Genomic DNA, 20438 nt, shown 5'->3' with positions numbered 1-20438 from the left:
GCTTGAGATATTGAATGATGTTTCAAAAAAGGTAAAGAAATCAGTCGTGAAGCTAATCAAAAGTCAACTACAGCACTGGTTTGCAGGACTACCCAGCTATATCAAGGCTTACCTGCCAAATTTGTGCTGCGAAAGTTGAGTAAGTAATCGATAGATACTGCACTAAACTTCGCCGTTTGACCCGATACAGGGAAAACTATCATCCTTGAAACGTAGCGGGTCTAGCGGTGCGGGATTGGTTATATATAAGCGTTAACAGAATACTTTATATAAAAATGGAGATTAACTCGATATGGGTTATTTCCATTTTTTTTATGTCTAGCTGGAGGGTTATATGTAGCAACAAAGTAGCTAATTAACATAGTATACATAAAAAGCAATCAGGTAGGTGAATAATTTGAAATGTAAAGGGCTAACTGGGAAGATCGTAGTACCAGGTGACCCCGAATATGAGCAAGCCAGGCAAGAGTACAATATAGCGATAAACAAATATCCTTCCATTATCGTGTATTGTTTTGATTCCCGCGACGTAGCGAATGCGATACTTTGGTCAAGAGAACAAGGGATAGAACTGCGGGTTCGGTCTGGCGGCCATGACTATGAGGGATACTCAACTGGCACATGCAAATTGGTTATAGACACTTCCCCCCTGAATAAAATGCAAGTAAATACGTGTGAAGACACTGTAGCGGTACAGGCGGGTGCGAGATTATTGCCGCTATATGAGTATCTATATAAATACGGATTTACTTTTCCCGGTGGAACATGTCCAACGGTAGCAATATCCGGGCTGGTTTTGGGCGGTGGTATAGGGTTATCCACCCGCTACTTAGGTTTGACAGCGGATAGTCTTTTAAAGGCAACCATGATCGATTTTGAGGGAAGGCAGTTAACTGCAGATAACGATTGCAATTCAGAGTTGTTTTGGGCTTTAAAAGGAGCAGGTGGCGGCAATTTTGGTGTTGTAACTGAATACGAATTTCAGTTGAAAAAAAAAGTAGACAAAATAACCTTAATTCAGCTTAGATGGGATGATAATAAGGCGGCCAGAAAGAAATTTCTACAGGTATGGCAGGACTGGTTGCCTCATCTGGATCGTCGTCTAAGCTTATTCGGCGGAATATATAAGTTGGGAGCGTGGGTGAATGCGTTTTTTTACGGGACGTGGGAAGAGGCTAGACAACTTTTGCAGCCGCTACTGGATATACCAGGTTTAACTTTTGAAAATATTAAATATATCCCGTTCATTGACGCCGTAAAAAGAATTGCGGCAATCTATCCGAAGCGGGAAGCGTTCCAGGTGGCAGGAAGATTTGTCCAGAGGCATTTCTCGCAAGAGGAATTAGAGGGACTCATTGATATCATAGATATAGCACCTTCCGTCCAAAATTCTTCTATACGGGTATATTCGCTGGGAGGAGCCGTCCGAGATATAGAAGCAGATGAGACAGCCTTCGCCTATAGACAGGCTAATTATATAATTGCTGTTGCGTCGTCGTGGGAAAAGAAAAACGAAGCAGGACCCCACAGGGAATGGGTACTGGCTGGTTTTGACTATATATACCCAATTACTCGGGGATCGTATATAAACTTTCCTTATAGCGAAACACCGAATTATCAGCAAGAATATTACGGTAGGAACCTGCGCAGACTGCAGGATGTAAAGAAAGCATATGATCCCTGTAATATATTCCGCTTCCCCCAAAGTATAAAGCTTCCCTTATGAAAAAAAGTAGACCAGCCGAAGTCCCTACGGCTAGTCTACAGTCTGAAATTGATTTCGATCTTGCTATCAGGCAAGAGGGTGAGGGGCAAATTGCCGCGTAACCTTTATTGGCCGCAGCGAGCAGCCAAGCCAGACAATTCCCCTTTATTTTCCGTATTAGTAATATGCTTCATTAGATCTGCCTCAACTTGCAAATGTGTAGAACATCGCGGCAAGTTGAAGCAGATTTTTCTTTATTATTCTGAATTTCTTTGTAGAATTTTCTTGCTTTTTGGCACATGCTATGGGATAATAATAATGTAATACAGAATTGGATTAATCCATTAATCCAATTGTTAGGGTGATGGCTGTGATTGTGCAAAAACTTGGCGTGCCGATTTATCTGCAAGTGAAAGCTCTCATTTTGGACAAAATAAAGACAGGCTACTACAAACACGGTGATAAGCTGCCAACTGAGCGCCAGTTATCAGAACAACTGGGCATTAGCCGGAATACTGTTAGCGCAGCCTATAAAGAACTGCTTTTAGAGGGCGTTCTTGAGGCGCAGCAAGGTCGCGGCACTTTTGTGCGGGAACAGACTACTGACCCAATGGCGGCCGGTGCTGATGTTGCAGGAAGCAGGCTCGAACGGGCGCTCAAAGTCATTGATGCAGCTATGGTGCAAGTAGTAGAATTTGGCTTTACAGTTGAACAGTTTGCAACTATTGTCGCTATCAGGGCCAAGGAAAAGACGTTTGATGTCCGGGAACTCAGAGTGGCCATTGTTGATTGTACCTTAGAGTATGTTGAACGGTTTATAGCTCAACTTGGGCAGGTTACCCAAGTACACTTTGAATCGATTACTCTGGCCGAACTAATGGCAGGTACTGTGAAGCCGGAATTTTTAGCCGCTTGCGATTTGGTTGTGACAACAATGGAACATCAGTCAGATGTTGCTGAAATTCTTGGGAATAGCACCAAGTTGATGGCTGTAGCTACTACGCCAAACTTGGAAGCGGTAATCAAGTTAGCCCGTTTACCCGCAGGGACTGAGGTGGCTGTTGTTGCCAAAACCCAGGAATTTGTGAATGCGTTGAACCGGCTCCTGACCAAGATTGGTTGCAACGGTATCAAGCTAATACCATGTGTGGGCAATGACCGGGAACAGGTTAAGCAATGCATAGCGAAGCATAATGTGATTGTTACTGCCGAAGCTGTGCAACAAACTGTACGCCAAGCAGCAGATGAAACACAGGATATCATCACTTTTTATTATGAAATCGACCAGGGATCGCTCCAGCAGGTTGTTAGCCGGTTGGTTGCTGAATCTGATAAAGCAAAGGAGTAGTGGAAATGACAAACAAGGTAAAGGTTATATTAGGCGTAATTGGCGCTGACTGTCACGCTGTTGGCAACAAAATCCTCAATCATGCGCTTACCGCTGCCGGATATGAGGTAATTAACTTGGGCGTACTGGTTCCGCAAGAGGAATTTGTTAACGCCGCCATTGAAACTGACGCTAAAGCAATTCTTGTGGCTTCACTCTATGGTCACGGTGAAATTGACTGCCGCGGCTTAAGAGACCGTTGCCGTGAAGCCGGTATTGAAGATATCCTGCTCTATGTTGGCGGCAACCTGGTTGTCGGTAAAACAGATTTTAAAGAAGTTGAAGAAAAGTTCCTCGCCATGGGGTATGACAAAGTGTATGAGCCAGGCACGCTGCCTGACAAAGTGCTCGCAGACCTGCAAGAGGACTTGAAATAAAAGGGGTCTTGTATTTTGAATAACGTATTGCTCATAGACTTCGGCAGTACTTATACCAAAATTACAGCAGTAGACATTGATCAAGAGCAAGTACTAGGCACTGCCCGAGGTATTACTACTGTCGAAACTGATATCATGGACGGCCTTAATCAGGCGTTAGAGGCACTGTTTGCACGAACAGGCAAACTTGAATTCAGCCAAGTGCTGGGCTGCTCAAGCGCCGCCGGTGGCCTTAAAATGATCGCTGTCGGCTTAGTGCCAGAGATGACTGCTGAAGCGGCCAAACGCGCGGCGTTGGGTGCTGGTGCTAAGGTACTGAAGGTATTTAGCCATGAATTAAGTGAATATGAGATTGAAGAAATCGCCGAGCTAAAGCCAGATATCATTCTCTTGGCTGGCGGTACCGATGGCGGCAATCAGAAAGTCATTGTGCATAATGCCAAAATGCTGGCCGAGCTTGGGATGGATGTACCGGTTGTGGTAGCTGGCAACAAGTCAGTTACACCGACAGTGGTTAAGATTCTGTCAGAAAAACTTACTGAAGTGCGGCCGACCGAAAACGTTATGCCAAAACTGGATGAACTCAATATTGAGCCGGCCCGTGTTGTCATTCGTGACATATTCTTGAAGCGGATAACTGAAGCAAAAGGGCTAACCCGTGCCAACAAAATGGTTGACCGGCTGGTTATGCCGACACCGGCAGCAGTTCTCAAAGCCGCCGAGTTGTTAAGCCAAGGCGGCGGTGGGGAAAAAGGCTTGGGCGATTTAATGGTTATGGACATTGGTGGGGCAACTACTGATGTGTATTCTATCGCTAAGGGCGACCCCACGGTTGGCGGGGTATCTTTAAAAGGCCTGGCTGAACCGTTTGGCAAACGCACAGTTGAGGGTGACCTAGGCATGCGCTACAGCGCTGGAGCACTGCTAAAAGCAGCCGGAGCTGCTATGATTGCCAGTTATGCCGGAGTTACTCCAGAGGAAGCAGCAGCTTATGTTGCCAGAGTCGAAGCTGATATCGACCACCTGCCAGAATCAGAGGCTGAAGCGGCAATTGAGATTGCCATGGGGAAAGCCTGTGTGCGATTGAGTGCTGAGAGACATGTGGGGCATCTGGTCGTCTACTATACGCCTTTTGGCATAAGTCATGTCCAAAATGGTAAGGATCTGACCAAAGTCGCCACAGTTATCGGTACAGGCGGGGTCATTGTCAACAATCCTGAACCAGAAGAAATATTGAAGGGTATATTGTTTGACGAAACTGACCCTGAGGTACTCAAGCCACAGCAGCCCGAGTTTCTCATTGACAAAGATTACATCATGGCGTCTATGGGCCTTTTAGGGGAAGAATATCCTGCAGTGGCTGTACGAATGATGAAAAAATACATTGTAAAGAAATAGATGATTAGAGGAGGCTTTTGCCACATGGAACTTAAAAATAAAAAGTGGACTCATGACGAGTTTTATGCCACCCGCCAAGAAGTCCTTACTCACTGGCCAACCGGCAAAGACGTTAATTTTGAAGAAGCCGTAAAATACCATGAAAATATCCCGGCCAAACGCCATTTTGCCAAACGCCTGGTTAAAGCTAAGAAAAACGGTGAAACCCTGACTCAGCCGCGTGCTGGTGTTGCGCTCATCGATGAACATATTAACCTGTTGAACTTCTTGAAAACTGAAGGGGAAGCCGATCTTCTGCCAAGCACCATTGACAGCTATACCCGTCAGAACCAATATAAAGAAGCGCAAAACGGCATTGAAGAAAGCCTAAAAGCCGGACGTTCCCTGTTAAACGGCTTCCCGGCTGTTAACCACGGTGTAGCTGGCGTGCGCCGGGTTGTTGAAAGTGTTGACGCTCCGCTGCAGGTTCGTCATGGCACACCTGATGCCCGTCTCTTAGGTGAAATCACGATTGCAGCCGGTTATACCTCCTACGAGGGTGGCGGCATTTCCTATAACATTCCTTACGCTAAAAGCGTTTCTTTAGAAAAGACTATCTACGACTGGCAGTATTGCGACCGCATGATTGGTATTTATGCTGAACATGGCATCGAAATCAATCGCGAACCATTTGGCCCTTTAACAGGAACATTGGTACCGCCTAGTGTTTCCCACTCGGTAGCCATTATTGAAGGCATTCTTGCTGCTGAACAAGGCGTAAAGAATATTACCCTGGGTTATGGCCAGTGTGGCAATCTGATTCAAGATATTGCCGCCATTAGAGCCCTTGAGCAGCTTGCTGAAGAATATATGAACAAGCATGGCTATAACGATTGCGTACTTACCACCGTATTCCATCAGTGGATGGGTGGCTTCCCCCAAGATGAGGCAAAAGCATTTGGCGTTATTTCCTGGGGTGCGGCGACGGCGGCCCTGGCTAAGGCCACCAAAGTTATTGTTAAGACCCCGCATGAAGCATTAGGTATTCCTACTAAGGAAGCCAACGCTCAGGGTCTTCGTACTACTAAACAAATGATTAACATGCTGAAAGACCAAGCTTTCCCAATGACAACTGAGTTAGAGCTTGAAATCAATATCATTAAAGCCGAAACTCGCTGCATTCTTGATAAGGTATTTGAACTGGGCGGCAGCGATTATGCCATCGGTGCGGTTCGTGCTTTCGAAGCCGGTGTGCTTGACGTGCCATTCGCACCTAGCAAGTTCAGCCTGAATAAAATTCTGCCTGCCCGTGATAACAACGGCGCTGTGCGCTTGTTCGATGTCGGCAACCTGCCGTTCACTCCAGACCTTGTTACTTTCCATCAGGACAAGATGGCTGAGCGGGCCAAGGCCGAAGGTCGTGCACCTAGCTTCCAAATGGTTATTGATGATATCTATGCTATCTCCAAAGGTAATCTGGTAGGACGCCCGCGCTAATTGATCTAATTCAGTTAGCTGAAGCATCGGAGAATCGGATAGCGAGTCAGCTCAGTTGCTGATTCGAATTGATAAGATCAACAGACAGGGGTGAGATTGCCAAACAACGTTAGCAATGAACAGGGGATATCGTTCTCATCTGCCGTCATTGTAAGCGAAGTGAAACAATCTCGCCTTTCTTATTTCTCACATTACGAATAATAAGGAGAGAATATAAATGAAAATACTTGACGTAGTTTGTGCAAAAGGCCGTACCGGTTTTTACTTTGACGACCAGCGGGCGATTAAAGCTGGTGCCGCTCATGATGGCTTTACCTATATTGGACAACCTGTTACCGATGGTTTTAAGGCTGTACGCCAAGCCGGCGAAGCCGTATCTGTTATGATTATTTTAGAAGACGGCCAGATTGCTTATGGCGACTGCGCTGCCGTTCAATATAGCGGTGCGGGCGGACGTGACCCGTTGTTCCTGGCTGAAGACTTTATTCCAGTTATTGAAAAGATGATTAAACCTCGCCTTGTTGGCCGCGAACTGGCTTCTTTCAAACAACTGGCTGAAGAAATCGACAACCTGAACTACGAAAACGGCAAACGGATTCATACTGCGCTGCGTTATGGCGTAACCCAAGCTATTCTGGATGCTGTAGCTAAAGCAAAAAAACAACTTATGTGCGAAGTCATTGCTGACGAATATAACACCCAAGTAAGCGACAAAGGAATTGCTATCTTTACCCAGTCGGGCGATGACCGTTATAATAATGTTGATAAAATGATTATTAAGCATGCTGAAGTATTGCCACATGGTCTTATCAACAATGTTAAAGAAAAGCTGGGAGAAAACGGCGAACTGCTGTTAGAATATGTTGGCTGGCTTCGTGATCGTGTAGCTAAGCTCAAGACTACTGCTGATTATGCTCCTGTACTCCATATTGACGTATATGGCACAATTGGTTTGGCGTTCAAAAATGATGTTGCACGCATGGTAGAATATTTCCGCCAACTCGAAAAAGCCGCTGCTCCGCTCAAACTCCGCATTGAAGGCCCAGTCGATGTTGAAGACCGTGAAAAGCAGATTGAAGTGCTTGCTGAGATCACTTCCCGTCTCCACACAGAGAACATTAATGTTGAAATCGTGGCTGACGAGTGGTGCAATACGTTTGAAGATATTAAAGACTTTGCTGACAAAGGCGCTGGCGATATGCTGCAGATCAAAACCCCTGACCTTGGCGGCATTAACAATATTATTGAAGCTGTACTGTACTGCAAACAAAAAGGTGTTGGCGCTTATCAAGGCGGCACTTGCAATGAGACTAACCGCTCAGCTGAGGTATGTGTCCATATCGCTATGGCTACCCAACCTGTGCAAATGCTGGCTAAACCAGGCATGGGCGTAGACGAAGGCTATATGATTGTTTATAATGAAATGCAGCGCATTCTTGCAGTGCGCAAAGCTCGTAAACATTAATATTTAAAAACCGCTAGAAAGTTCCGGGTGCTAGGCGTACCGGACGATGCAGACGGGGCTTTATAGCAGTTTGTTTGAGGGGGTACCTGTTCATGAAATCCACCGTTACGCTAGGCCTTGGCGATCAACTCATGTATTCCAGCTACTTTGCGCCGCGTGGCCGCAACCGGATGTATATCCTGGGGCAGCAGTTAAGCGAACGCTATTTATCGCCACTTGATCGTCTTATCGGCATCATCGGCGATGCGGGCGCTGGTAAGTCATCGATGGTAAAAGGCATGTTTCCTGGTCTGGAACTTACTAACGATGACGACGGCGTTAACATCAGGCCGCTGCCTCTTCTCAAGAATATTGACAGGGGATTTTTCTCCAGTCATACCTATCATATCGATATGCGGTTTGAACTGGCGTTTACGCAAATACATGTTTTGGCTGAGGCCGTTCGTCAGGCGCTGGCTCATGATAAACGGGTCATCGTGGAACACTTTGATCTTTTGTACCCCTTACTCAAAACCAACGCCGATGTGCTCATCGGCGTTGGTGGCGAGGTTATTGTTGTTAGGCCAACCGTATTCGGGCCTGTGCCGCAAGAAATACGGGACGTTGTTGTCAAAACCCTGCAATATCGCAAAATGGCTCATACGGCTGAAGACCTTACCAACCGCATCTTAGTTAACGACTATGGCGCAATATTGGAATTTCGGCATCGCGATGTGCATCATGGCTTTGTGCTGGAATACCCGCTGGAATTGTCGGCAGATTTAGCGGAAGTAGAGCGTAAAGTAAAAAAACTGATTGAAGAAGAAATAAACATCAGCTATTGTGATGAAGGTCATATTAAGATTGGTGACATGACCTGGTCATGTTCCGGCCCGCGTACCCATGTGCGCAATACTGAAGAAATTGAAAACTTCCGTCTTATCCCTGAATATAAATTTGACCCTAAAACCCGGACATACCTCATTATCGGCCTTGTTGGTCCAATGTCCGATACGCTTGATGGGTTTACGCTTTTAAACACCGTCAATTGCTAAGGCTGATTAATGATATGCTAATCAGTCTTGTTTTCTTAAGGAGGTTAATATGAATGAACTAAAACCGGCGCAAGCCGGTACTCTTGAATCCAACGACATTATGATAACAGTGGCGCCCGGCGCTCAAGGCAGTGGTGTAGTCCTTGAAATTGAAAGCATTGTTCTGGCTCAATACGGTCAGGCTATTCACAAGACAATTGCCGCCGTAGTTACCGAGCAAAACGCTACTGACATATACATCAAGGCCGTTGACCGGGGGGCGCTTGACTGTACGATCCAGGCCCGTACTCTGGCAGCTCTTTCCAGGGCCGGTGTCATTCTCGAAAAGGAGCTGATATAATGGATTTGCGCCGGACCATGCTTTTTATGCCAGGCAACAACCCTGGCATGCTGCAAAACGGCGGCGTATTCGGGGCTGATGCCATTATTCTTGACCTTGAAGACGCTGTTGCTCCCCAGGAAAAAGACGCCGCACGGCTGCTCGTTGCTCAATCGTTAAAAACAATTGACTACGGTGCCAGTGAAAAGGTAGTGCGTATTAACCCGCTTGATACGTTCGCGCGTCAGGACATTAAAGATATTGTGCCGTGTCGCCCAGACGCCATCCTAGTTCCGAAAGTCGAAAGCCCGGAAGATATCCAAGAAGTAGCTCGTCTGGTAGCTGCAGCCGAAACACCGGGGCAAACGCCGGTTAAACTCATCGCGCTCTTAGAAACCCCATGCGGCATAGCTGAAGCTTATCGTATCGCTAAGGCAGACAAACGGGTGGTGGCACTGGCTTTTGGTGCTGAGGACTATACGGCGTCTTTGGGAGCCAAACGTACTAAAGAAGGTACTGAGATTTTCAGCGCCCGGACAATTGTGGTTAACAGCGCAGCTGCTGCCGGAATTCAGTCAATTGATACGCCCTTTACTGATGTTAACGACCGGGACGGCCTGCTGGCCGATACTGCGCTAGCCAAACAACTTGGTTTTAAAGGCAAGCTGGCCATTAATCCCCGTCAAATTGACGATATCCATAAAGTATTTAACCCAACTGAACATGAGATTGACTGGGCTGAGCGGGTGATAAAAGCCATCCGCAAGGCTGAAGCCGAAGGTTCAGGCGTGGCTTCCCTTGACGGCAAAATGGTTGATGCACCGATTGTCGCCAGAGCGGAGCGCATACTGTATCTGGCCCGTATACTGGGCCTGGCAGAGGAGGCTTAATATGAATCAATTAACAAACGCTATCGGCCGTAACCTGCCTGAATATGTTGAAGGATACGGCAAGGTGCGCCCTTTTGCCGGTGCATTTGCCACTGTGCCAGATATGCCGCGCCAAGCACCAAAAGTGAAACGGATTTTACCCAGTGAGCAAAAGCTGGTAGCAGACTTAGAAACAGTATTTAAGCGTATTCCTGTTACTGACGGTATGACGCTGTCGTTTCATCATCACTTAAGAAATGGCGACGGCGTTGTCAACATGGTGTTGGCTGTTGCCGCTAAAATGGGGCTTAAGAACCTGACCGTTGCTCTAAGCTCAGTTTTCCCTGTACATGCACCAATCGTAGAGCATGTTAAGAGTGGTGTAGTCACAGGGCTTGATACTAACTATATGTCAGGGCCGGTGGCCCAAGCGGTATCCCGCGGTGTGTTTCCCCGTCCTGTTGTGCTGAGAACGCACGGCGGCCGGGCTAGAGCCATCGAATGCGGCCAGTTAAAAATTGACGTAGCCTTTATTGCTGCACCAGCGGCTGATGACTATGGTAACATAAACGGCGTTGAAGGCCCGGCGGCCTGCGGCTCGCTTGGCTACGCTATTCCTGATGCTCAGTATGCCGACCACGTTGTCGCCATTACTGATCATTTGATGGCGTTTCCGTTATCGCCAATATCTATCCCACAAACGAGAGTGGATTATGTAGTTAAAGTTGATTGTATTGGCGACCCTAAAGGCATCGTTTCAGGCACAACAAAAATAACCCGTGACCCGGTTGGCCTTAAAATCGCTGAAACCACCGCCAAAGTGATTAAAGCCGCCGGACTTATCAAAGACGGCTTCTCCTTCCAAACCGGCGCAGGCGGCGCGTCCCTTGCTGCTGCCTACTATGTCCGGCAGATGATGGAAGAGGCAGGCGTTACCGGCAGTTTTGCACTAGGCGGCATAACCGGCTATATGGTCGAGATGCTGGAAAGCGGACTGTTTAGAAAACTTATCGATGTACAGGGCTTTGATCTTGATGCAGTACGTTCTTTGGCGGCAAATCCCAATCACCTGGAAGTGGGCGCTGATTTTTACGCCAGTCCGTTTAACCTGGGCGCCGCTGTAAATAAACTGGATGTAGTTGTGTTAGGCGCTACTGAGATTGATACCGGGTTTAATATTAATGTGGTAACAGGCTCAGACGGTGTTGTTATGGGCGGTTCCGGCGGACACAGTGATGCTGCCGCTGGAGCGAAAGTAACTATTGTAGTTGCCAATTTGCTGCGCGGCCGTTTGCCCATCATTATGGACAAAGTACTGACTGCTACTACCCCGGGAGAGACTGTGGATGTGCTGGTTACTGAACGCGGTGTAGCTGTTAACCCGCGCCGTACTGATTTATATGAAAAATTAAAAGCAGCAGGATTACCGCTAAAAACTGTAGAAGAACTAAAAGCACTGGCAGAAAAAATTGCCGGTGTACCCGAAAATGTAACAACACAAGATAAAGTTGTTACCGTTGTCGAGTATCGTGACGGTACAGTAATTGATGTGGTAAGGCAAGTAAGATAGCATAAAGAAATAAAACAAGATTGCTTCACACAAGCTAGCGATGATCAAAGGGGAGAACACACTCATCCAGCGGTCATCGCTAGCTTGGCAATCTCGGTCTTACTGCGGCTATACGGGTGATAAGGAGGTAATGGTATGTGGGCTAATTATGATATAAGAGAGATTAATCTTGATAGTACCCGGGAAGTTGAGGCCGTCCGCACTTTTCTGGCCGGTTTTGATCTGACCTTCGACGGTGCTGTCGACTATACAGTAGCTTTTTATCAGAATGAGGAGATTATCGCTACTGGTTCCTTAGCAGGGGAAGTATTGCGCAATATTGCCGTTTCACCCCATCTGCAGGGTGAGGGACTGACTGCCAATGTCGTCAGTCATCTTATGCAGCAGGCTGGGCAGCGTGGTATTTACCACTATTTTATCTATACCAAGCCCAGTGCCGCACCCATGTTTACTGCATTAGGATTTAAAGAAGTAGCTCGGAGTGAGCCCTTTGCCGTTCTATTAGAGTCCGGGTTAGGTTCCATTGACGACTACTGCCAGGAAATAGCAAAAAAGGCCGAAATTCTACCTGCAGGCGCAAGAGCTGCGCTTGTCGTCAACTGTAATCCGTTTACCTTAGGGCACAAGGCGGTAATCTCCCGGGCAGCCAGTGAAAACAAGGGCGTTGTTGTCCTTGTCGTCAGTGAGGATAAATCGCTTTTTCCCTTCGCGGTACGCTTGCAGTTAGTCCGGGAGGGGCTGGCTGAGTACAACAATGTTTTAGTGCTGCCGGCAGGTAAATATATTGTTTCTTCCGCGACATTTCCCAGCTACTTTACCAGGGGCGAAGCCACTGCTAAAGCACAGACACGCCTTGATGCCACAATCTTTGCCCGCTATATTGCCCCGGCGCTTGGTATTACCAGGCGTTATGTAGGCGATGAGCCGTATTGCACAACAACCTGCGGGTATAATGAGGCGTTAGCTGATATATTGCCTCAACACGGAGTTGGCTTGGAAATTATGCCACGCATTGAGACTGGTGGCGAGGCGATTAGTGCTTCGCGAGTACGGGAACTCATCCGCCAAGAAGACTGGTCTGCTGTTAAAGAATTGGTTCCTGAGACAACATATCGGTATCTGATGTCACCTGAGGCCCAGCCGGTCATTGCCCGTATAAAGAATAGCTATTCGCGACATTAACATATCGATAAATATCACCTCAATTCTCCAAAAGATAACAGTTATATGTCAATAGATTGTGTATACAAAATACATTATACGTGGTATAATTATTTTGACAATTCATTGACGATATGACTTGACAGTTTTGGCCATGCCTAAAAGGATACGGCTGAGGCCAGGTCTTATCTTACAGGAGGATAAACTAATGCGTGTTGAACGCGATTTTCTTGGGGAAATTGAGTTACCTGACGAAGTATTATATGGTGTACAGACCATGCGGGCTGTTCATAACTTTCCGATTACCGGTCACAAGTTAGATAAAGAATTCATTGTTGCGCTTGCCATTGTAAAAAAAGCAGCAGCAAAAGCCAATATGAAAACAGGCCGTATGCCGACCAATATTGGTGCTGCTATTACCCAGGCGTCAGCCGAAATTATTAATGGCAGATGGCATGAGCAGTTTGTTGTTGATGCCATTCAAGGCGGTGCCGGAACTTCCATGAATATGAACGCCAACGAGGTAATTGCCAACCGCGCACTTGAGATTCTGGGACACCAGAAAGGCGAATACACAGTGGTATCGCCGAATAACCACGTCAACATGGCTCAGTCGACCAATGATGTTATTCCTACATCGATTCGAATTGCTGCCGTCCAGAAAGCGACCCGTCTACATCATGAGCTTACCCTGCTGGCAGATAGTCTAACCCGAAAAGCCGATGAATTTAGCCATGTCCTCAAAATGGGCCGCACCCACCTTCAGGATGCTGTGCCAATTACTTTGGGTCAAGAATTTGCTGCCTACGCTGCTGGGATTAAACGGGCTGCTAAGCGTGTACACAGGGCTATGCAGAATTTACTAGCCATTAATATGGGGGCTACCGCTGTTGGTACTGGCTTGAATGCCGAGCCTGAATATATTGAAGAGGTTGTCTGCCAGATTTGCTGGCTGACTGACGAGACGTTTGTTTCTTCACCAAACCTGATTGATGCAACTCAAAATACAGATGAGTTGGCCGAGTTTTCCAGCGCTCTTAAGGTCTGTGCCCTCAGCCTGTCAAAAATGGCGAATGACCTAAGACTGATGGCTTCAGGACCTAAGTGTGGCTTTAATGAAATAATCCTGCCGGCTATGCAACCTGGCTCGTCTATTATGCCAGGCAAAGTCAATCCGGTTATTCCTGAAATGGTTAACCAGGTTGCTTTTCAGGTTATCGGCAATGATCAGGCAGTCAGCCTGGCAGTCGAAGCCGGACAGTTTGAACTTAATGTTATGGAGCCTGTCATCGCATATAATCTCTTTAATTCGCTTACCATATTAACTAACGCTGTAAATACTTTCAATAACCGCTGCATTATGAGCATTGCCGCCAATGACTGCCGCTGCCAACAGATGGTGGATGACAGTGTTGGTGTTATCACAGCCTTGTTGCCTCACATCGGCTACGAAGCAGCCTCAATTATCGCTAAAGAGGCCATTAATACCTCGCGCCCGGTAAAGGAAATTATCAAGGCCAAAGGACTTATTCCTGCCGAGCAGCTTGAGGTTATTCTATCGCCAGGCGAAATGACCAAGCCAGGCATTGCTGGCAAGCAATATTTAAATCACACTGGCCAGGATATTGCCTGATGGTATAAATCGTAGTTATACCAAGTCATGGGAATTTAAGATGTTCAGACAAACTGCTAAAAAATATATGGGGGTAATAACATGGACATACGCGAAGCAGCATTAAAACTTCACCGGGAAAATCAAGGAAAACTGGCAGTCGCCTCAAAAGTACCGATGTCTTCCCGGCATGATCTCAGTTTGGCCTATACGCCTGGGGTTGCTGAGCCCTGCAAAGACATTAAAGAAAACAAAGACCTATCGTTTGAGCTTACCTGTCGCGGCAACATGATCGCTGTTGTTTCAGATGGCACCCGGGTGCTGGGGCTTGGCGATATTGGCCCTGAAGCTGCTATGCCGGTAATGGAAGGCAAAGCCGTGCTGTTTAAAGTATTTGGCGACGTGGATGCTGTACCTATTTGCCTTGACACCAAGGACCCGGACAAAATAGTTGAAACTGTCAAACTTCTGCAGCCCACCTTTGCAGGTATCAACCTGGAAGACTTCTCGTCACCCAAGTGTTATGATATTGAAGATATGTTAAAAGAGCAAATGGATATTCCGGTGTTTCATGACGACCAGCATGGAACAGCCATTGCCGGTGTATCAGCACTTATCGGCGCTCTGCGCTTTGTAAAAAAAGATCTGGCTACAGCCAAAATTATCGTTAACGGCGCTGGTGCCGCCGGTACTGCCATTGGCCGCCTGCTTGTTAGCGCCGGTGCCAAAAATGTAATCATGGTTGATATCCATGGTGCCCTCTATAAAGGTATGCCTGGTCTGAACCGGGTTCAGACCGAACTTGCCAAAGTCACCAACCTGACTAAGCTTGAAGGTAATCTGGAATTTGTGTCCAAAAATGCGGATGCTCTAATCGGTGTGTCGGCTCCTGGCGCATTTACCAAAGAGATTATTAAAAATATGAATCCTGATGCTATTGTTATTGCAATGGCTAATCCTGTTCCGGAAATAAGCTATGACGATGCTAAAGCCGCTGGAGCAAGAATTGCCGGAACCGGACGTTCAGATGCCCCTAACCAGGTTAATAACGTTACTGTGTTCCCAGGAGTATTCCGGGGAGCGATTGATGTAAGAGCCCGCCAAATTAATGAAGCTATGAAAATAGCCGCTGTTTACGCTATTGCTGACCTAATTCCCGAAAATGAACTCCGGGAAGATTATATCGTACCTGATGTCTTTGACCCGCGTGTTGCCCCAGCGGTGGCTGCCGCAGTAGCTAAGGCCGCCATGGAGACCGGGGTAGCAAGGATTAAAGTTGACCCTGAAGTCATTCGGGAGAAAACAGCAGAACGTATCAAGCGGAATCGCTAAGCAGGGAGGAAAGAATGCGTACAATCGACGTCTCGCAAATCACGGCAGCTGTTGCTAAGCTGGCTGTCGACGCTAACTATTACTTATCTGACGATATTCGCGCCGCATTAGAGGCAGGCCAGGAACGGGAAGAATCCCCGTTAGGCAAAGCTATTCTTGGACAACTGGTAGAAAACGCCTGCATTGCTCGTGATGAGCAAATGCCAATCTGTCAGGATACCGGCATGGCCGTTATATTCATGGAGGTTGGCCAGGATGTACACATCACCGGTGGCAGCTTAGTTGATGCTGTCAACGCCGGAGTAGCCAAAGGCTATACCGAAGGCTATTTGAGAAAATCAGTTGTTGCTGAACCACTGTTTAACCGCAAAAATACTGGGGACAATACTCCGTCAGTGTTGCATACCAGCATTGTTCCTGGTGACAAAATAAAAATCACATTAGCGCCTAAAGGCTTTGGCAGCGAAAATATGAGCGCGCTTAAGATGTTTAAGCCATCGGACGGTTTGCCTGCAATCCAAAAGTTCCTTGTCGATACCATTTTTAACGCGGGTTCTAATCCCTGCCCGCCTATTGTTGTCGGTATAGGTATCGGCGGAACCATGGAAAAAGCAGCGACTATCGCTAAAAAAGCATTGCTGCGTCCTATTAATGAACGCAATGCCCATCCTGATTATGCCAAACTCGAACAGGATTTCTTAGAGCTTGTCAATAAAACCGGTGTAGGCCCGCAAGGTCTTGGTGGCCGGGTGACAGCGCTTGCTGTCAATATCGAATACTATCCAACACACATCGCCGGTCTGCCTGTGGCTATCAACATCAACTGTCATGCCACCCGTCATGCCGAAGTGGAATTATAAGGGGGGACTAGAAATGAAAGAAGCAATTAAGATTGTCACCCCGCTGTCGAGTGATAAAGCCCGCCAGCTCAAAGCCGGCGATTTTGTTCTCATTACCGGTACCATTTATACTGCCCGGGATGCGGCTCACAAGCGTATGGTGGAAGCATTGGATGCTGGTGAAAAGCTACCAGTTGATTTCACTGACCAAATTGTATACTATGTCGGCCCAGCACCTGCTAAACCAGGTCAAGCCATCGGTTCTGCCGGCCCGACTACCAGCGGCCGTATGGATGCTTATACCCCGCGGATACTTGACCAAGGGTTACGTGGCATGATCGGCAAAGGCTATCGCTCACCCGAAGTGGTTAATGCCATGCAACAGCACGGCGCAGTCTATTTCGCAGCAACTGGTGGGGCCGCTGCGCTTATTGCAAAGACTATTAAGAAATATGAGATCATGGCTTATGAGGATCTTGGCGCTGAAGCCTTATCTCGCCTGACGGTTGAAGATTTCCCGGCAATTGTTGTTATCGACAGTGAGGGACGCAACTTTTACACTGAAGGACAGTCTAAATACCGCGACCTATAAAACCAATGGCTGCTGCCAGCACAGAAACGGCGCTGGCAGCAGCTTCATAAATACGTAAAAAATCCCTGCTTGACAAACAGCCCAATAATAAGTATAATATGTTTTGTGACTACGGGGCGTGGCTCAGTTTGGTAGAGTACCTGGCTTGGGACCAGGGGGTCGCAGGTTCGAATCCTGCCGCTCCGACCACTTAATTAAAATGTTCGTTGCGGGTGTAGCTCAATGGTAGAGCACTAGCCTTCCAAGCTAGCTACGAGGGTTCGATTCCCTTCACCCGCTCCATTTTATTTTCAACAAACATATAAAATGCGCCTGTAGCTCAGAGGATAGAGCAACCGCCTTCTAAGCGGTTGGTCGTACGTTCGATTCGTACCAGGCGCGCCAGTTGAAATCAAGGCTTCCCGGATATACCGGGAGGTTTTTTTATTGTTTGTGGGGCAATCTGTGGGGCATAACATATTTAACTGACTAGAATTAGTAGAAATAAGTTGACGATCTGAAATTAAGAGAGACATTGTTATTGACATATTCGCATTTCTAGCTTTACAAAGTTGTGACTATTCTTCATTACGGGAGATACTGAGAGGGGCTTAGCCATAAGCACTGCTATCGGCTAAGCTTTATTTTACAGTATGTAAAATAAAGCAGGATACAATGTATCAAGTAAAGAAAATAGTCATAGATACTGAAAAGTTATTTTAGCATCGTATACTTTGGTACAAAATTATAGAGATAATCTTGTTTGGTGGTGATAATGTGAGCAGCGAGAATGATGCAGAATTGCACCGTCGGCTAATGATTTTGCAAGAGGCCATGAAGGAAGGAAAGGTTAAGTTTTCTGCAGCTATGGCGGATGGGGTACGAGATAGCCTTATGGCCGTTCGAATTGGAGCTGATGGTAAGGTTGATTTATCAACGGTTGATTCGCGCGTTAGGGCACTTGCATTAGCGGTTACTTCTATGCACGACAGGGAAGAAACTAAAAAAGTAATATCCTTAAATGAATTGCAGCGGATGTATTTTAGTGCTGTGGAAATTAACTTCCACGAGTTTCATAAACTGATGATTGAAGAAAAAAGCAACCCCCATGATGTAGCTTCTTTCATTTCAAGTAAGCCAGATTTGGTCTCGGATATAATGCAGGGACTGCCGAACTTTTTAGAAGTTATACAAGACCTTTGGGCCGAGGCTCATGAAATCTCCAACATTCACGCAGAGGATATGCAATGCTTGAAGGGAGTATTTGGGGGAGATCTGTTTCCTTCTTATGAACAGAACATAGCATCTACATGTGGGGTATATGTAGATACAATTCTTCTGCCTGACCCGTTCATGAGGACAAACCCACTATTTACTTCTATTTCGAATAGCAAAAAGGTTTATTATCTTGTAAAGCATGCCTTAAATATCTTGCAATATAAGGATTTAGCCTTGGCCTATGTAGACCCACCAATAGTTGCAATAGTACCTGATAGCATTTTTTTCAATGAGTGGGATAAGGAGTTTCTAACCGGATTAGCTAACCAAGATACCCTACATCATATGGGAAAACTCTTTGGACGTACTTTTACCGCTTTAGAAGAAATAAAAGAATTTATTGAGCCGCTGCAAGCTCCGGCTGATGCTATTCAGGCGCTACGGGACAAGCACCGTCTTCTGTTCGACATAGAATGGACCGGTAGTCCAGAAGAGCAACTGATAAGGCACATAAAGCATTACTCAGGAATGTTTGGCGACCAGCATGCAGGTCGAGCAATTTTATTCTCGTCGACCGGCAGGATGTTCCAAGCTAACGACACATTGTTTCGGAGTCGTCGTCTACATGGAACTCCAATAATCGATGCACCGACTTCATGGCGTTTTCTACAGTGGAAATTGGAATATGATGCTGAAAGATTAAATCCGGATGCAGTCCGGACACTCCATATTACAAGAGGTTTACAGAATGCCGTAACCGGAAAAATGGCGTGGCTGGGCAATGTGCCAGCTTCTGCATTGATAGAAATGCGGAAAGAAGGGGCTCTTCCCGAAATTCGTGCTATGTTATCAACCGGAATTTCCGAGATTCTCCAGACTAATCCCGACGACTTCAACATTACTAGTAACAAAGTTATTTCTAATATTCAATTTGCATTTGATTCGCATCTGAATAAGATTAAAGAGTTGCAAGATAAGCAAATAAGGTTTGGCAAAGTCGAGCTTGCTACTTGTATGACTTATGGCTTTGTGGAGATTGCAGCTGCCTGCGGCGTTCCATTAGTAAGCCTCATAAAGACTGTGATGGAGCAGACAATTGGTGTTCCCAACTTTAAAGAAAGGTTCGAAGAGATTCCTGCAAAATACGCTGAACTTGAATCTCAAGTAAAAAAATTAGAAGCCACTCCTGTGGGATTATTTTTCAAGCATGCTCCAGTTGAGTGATAAAGTGATTTGCATGTGAGATGTATAATAAAGCCTTTGCCACCTTTGAATGTTACTTTCTCTGGAGCCGGGAGCGCAGGTTCGATTCCTGCCGGGCGCACCAAAAAGAATGTTGCAAAATCAAGCCTTCCAGGGTTATAGCCTTGGAAGGCATTTTGCTTTATATTACTAAGGAAGGAATTTAGGCATGCAATAAGGGATAGAACATATAGAATTGATATAATTAAATCGTTATATAGTAGAGGCAGTCACTACTTTTGATTCATTTGATTTTGCAGGCCGAAACATGGATTTATTGAATAGAATTATAAAATAAATTGGATTGCTTAATTTAAAATAGTCGCCAAGTTGGCCGGTTATTCTAAGATTGTGACCACCAGGCTGTATACCCTGCCAGGCGAGCAGGAGAAGAAGGCAGCTGTGAAGAAGTTAGGTTTTAGTTAACTTTCTATTGGAGATGATACTATGTCATCAGTAGTATTAGATTTTCAAAATGAAATAATCTCTTCTACTAGTCGATTAACAGATTTATTACTCAAAGGACTTCTAATAGCAAAGAAGCTAGGCTTATCAGAGTTTGAATCTTGGTTAGTTTATGAACTTGAAGGATACAAATCAGTTGAATCGTTACCTGAATATAGAAAAATACACGGTGGTTTATATTATTATAATCCTCATATCGGTAAACATCGTCTTGCAATAAATGATAAAGAATTAGAAACAGTTATTACAACACACCAGTGGTTTTGTCAACGCAAAAGTTGACCACCTCTGCTAGAGTAAAAGTTGACCGGCCCTTGATTGCCTGTGGTCAATAGACAGATAATTCGGTCTACATGAATAGATCATCACTATCCATTCTTAGTCAACTCACTTGGTTG

Annotated in this window: 17 protein-coding genes and 3 tRNA genes; all 20 read left to right on the top strand. The window is 46.1% G+C overall.

The genetic code is table 11. The features are described 5' to 3' along the window. Positions 1-397: 397 nt before the first annotated feature. Complete coding sequence (locus VN447_RS12615; RefSeq protein WP_325525707.1) at positions 398-1726, top strand: FAD-binding oxidoreductase; 1329 nt, start codon at positions 398-400, stop codon at positions 1724-1726. Positions 1727-2075: 349 nt separating this feature from the next. Next, the gene (locus VN447_RS12610; RefSeq protein WP_325525706.1) at positions 2076-3053 is read left to right on the top strand and encodes a GntR family transcriptional regulator; all 978 of its coding nucleotides are present in this window, start codon (positions 2076-2078) and stop codon (positions 3051-3053) included. A 5-nt stretch (positions 3054-3058) separates the two neighbouring features. Next, positions 3059-3469: a methylaspartate mutase subunit S gene (gene glmS, locus VN447_RS12605; protein ID WP_325525705.1), complete on the top strand. Its 411-nt coding sequence runs from the start codon at positions 3059-3061 to the stop codon at positions 3467-3469. Positions 3470-3484: 15 nt separating this feature from the next. Further along, positions 3485-4867, top strand: coding sequence for a methylaspartate mutase accessory protein GlmL (gene glmL / locus VN447_RS12600; protein ID WP_325525704.1), 1383 nt, complete (start codon positions 3485-3487; stop codon positions 4865-4867). A gap of 24 nt (positions 4868-4891) precedes the next feature. Beyond that, complete coding sequence (locus VN447_RS12595) at positions 4892-6343, top strand: methylaspartate mutase subunit E (RefSeq protein WP_325525703.1); 1452 nt, start codon at positions 4892-4894, stop codon at positions 6341-6343. A gap of 217 nt (positions 6344-6560) precedes the next feature. Further along, a complete protein-coding gene (locus tag VN447_RS12590) occupies positions 6561-7808 on the top strand; it encodes a methylaspartate ammonia-lyase (RefSeq protein ID WP_325525702.1) in 1248 nt (415 codons plus the stop codon). Positions 7809-7900: 92 nt separating this feature from the next. Next, positions 7901-8842: an alanine-tRNA synthetase second additional domain-containing protein gene (locus VN447_RS12585; RefSeq protein ID WP_325525701.1), complete on the top strand. Its 942-nt coding sequence runs from the start codon at positions 7901-7903 to the stop codon at positions 8840-8842. Positions 8843-8891: 49 nt separating this feature from the next. Next, positions 8892-9182, top strand: coding sequence for a citrate lyase acyl carrier protein (gene citD, locus VN447_RS12580; RefSeq protein WP_325525700.1), 291 nt, complete (start codon positions 8892-8894; stop codon positions 9180-9182). Further along, positions 9182-10051, top strand: a complete 870-nt coding sequence (locus VN447_RS12575; protein ID WP_325525699.1) for an HpcH/HpaI aldolase/citrate lyase family protein — start codon at positions 9182-9184, stop codon at positions 10049-10051. The genes citD and VN447_RS12575 overlap by 1 nt, the downstream gene beginning before the upstream one ends. Before the next feature lies 1 nt (position 10052). Further along, positions 10053-11600, top strand: coding sequence for a citrate lyase subunit alpha (gene citF / locus VN447_RS12570; RefSeq protein ID WP_325525698.1), 1548 nt, complete (start codon positions 10053-10055; stop codon positions 11598-11600). Positions 11601-11735: 135 nt separating this feature from the next. Then, positions 11736-12782 (top strand): [citrate (pro-3S)-lyase] ligase, encoded by a 1047-nt coding sequence (gene citC, locus VN447_RS12565; RefSeq protein ID WP_325525697.1) that lies wholly within the window; start codon positions 11736-11738, stop codon positions 12780-12782. A 187-nt stretch (positions 12783-12969) separates the two neighbouring features. Then, positions 12970-14394 (top strand): aspartate ammonia-lyase, encoded by a 1425-nt coding sequence (locus tag VN447_RS12560; protein WP_325525696.1) that lies wholly within the window; start codon positions 12970-12972, stop codon positions 14392-14394. 81 nt (positions 14395-14475) lie between these two features. Beyond that, positions 14476-15705, top strand: coding sequence for an NADP-dependent malic enzyme (locus VN447_RS12555; protein WP_325525695.1), 1230 nt, complete (start codon positions 14476-14478; stop codon positions 15703-15705). Positions 15706-15719: 14 nt separating this feature from the next. Then, a complete protein-coding gene (locus tag VN447_RS12550) occupies positions 15720-16565 on the top strand; it encodes a fumarate hydratase (RefSeq protein WP_325525694.1) in 846 nt (281 codons plus the stop codon). 13 nt (positions 16566-16578) lie between these two features. After that, on the top strand, positions 16579-17136 hold the full coding sequence (locus tag VN447_RS12545; RefSeq protein WP_325525693.1) for a Fe-S-containing hydro-lyase: 558 nt from the start codon (positions 16579-16581) through the stop codon (positions 17134-17136). A gap of 112 nt (positions 17137-17248) precedes the next feature. Beyond that, a tRNA-Pro gene (locus VN447_RS12540) sits at positions 17249-17325 on the top strand. Between the two features lie 19 nt (positions 17326-17344). Continuing rightward, a tRNA-Gly gene (locus tag VN447_RS12535) sits at positions 17345-17418 on the top strand. Between the two features lie 26 nt (positions 17419-17444). Next, positions 17445-17520: transfer RNA gene (locus tag VN447_RS12530), tRNA-Arg, on the top strand. Between the two features lie 372 nt (positions 17521-17892). Then, the gene (locus VN447_RS12525) at positions 17893-19557 is read left to right on the top strand and encodes a hypothetical protein (protein WP_325525692.1); all 1665 of its coding nucleotides are present in this window, start codon (positions 17893-17895) and stop codon (positions 19555-19557) included. Positions 19558-20022: 465 nt separating this feature from the next. Continuing rightward, complete coding sequence (locus VN447_RS12520; RefSeq protein WP_325525691.1) at positions 20023-20322, top strand: hypothetical protein; 300 nt, start codon at positions 20023-20025, stop codon at positions 20320-20322. Positions 20323-20438 lie beyond the last annotated feature (116 nt).

Origin of the sequence: Sporomusa sp., from assembly GCF_035561155.1 — a bacterium.
Taxonomy (GTDB): Bacteria; Bacillota; Negativicutes; order Sporomusales; family Sporomusaceae; genus Sporomusa.
This window is presented reverse-complemented; position numbering and strand designations above follow the sequence as displayed.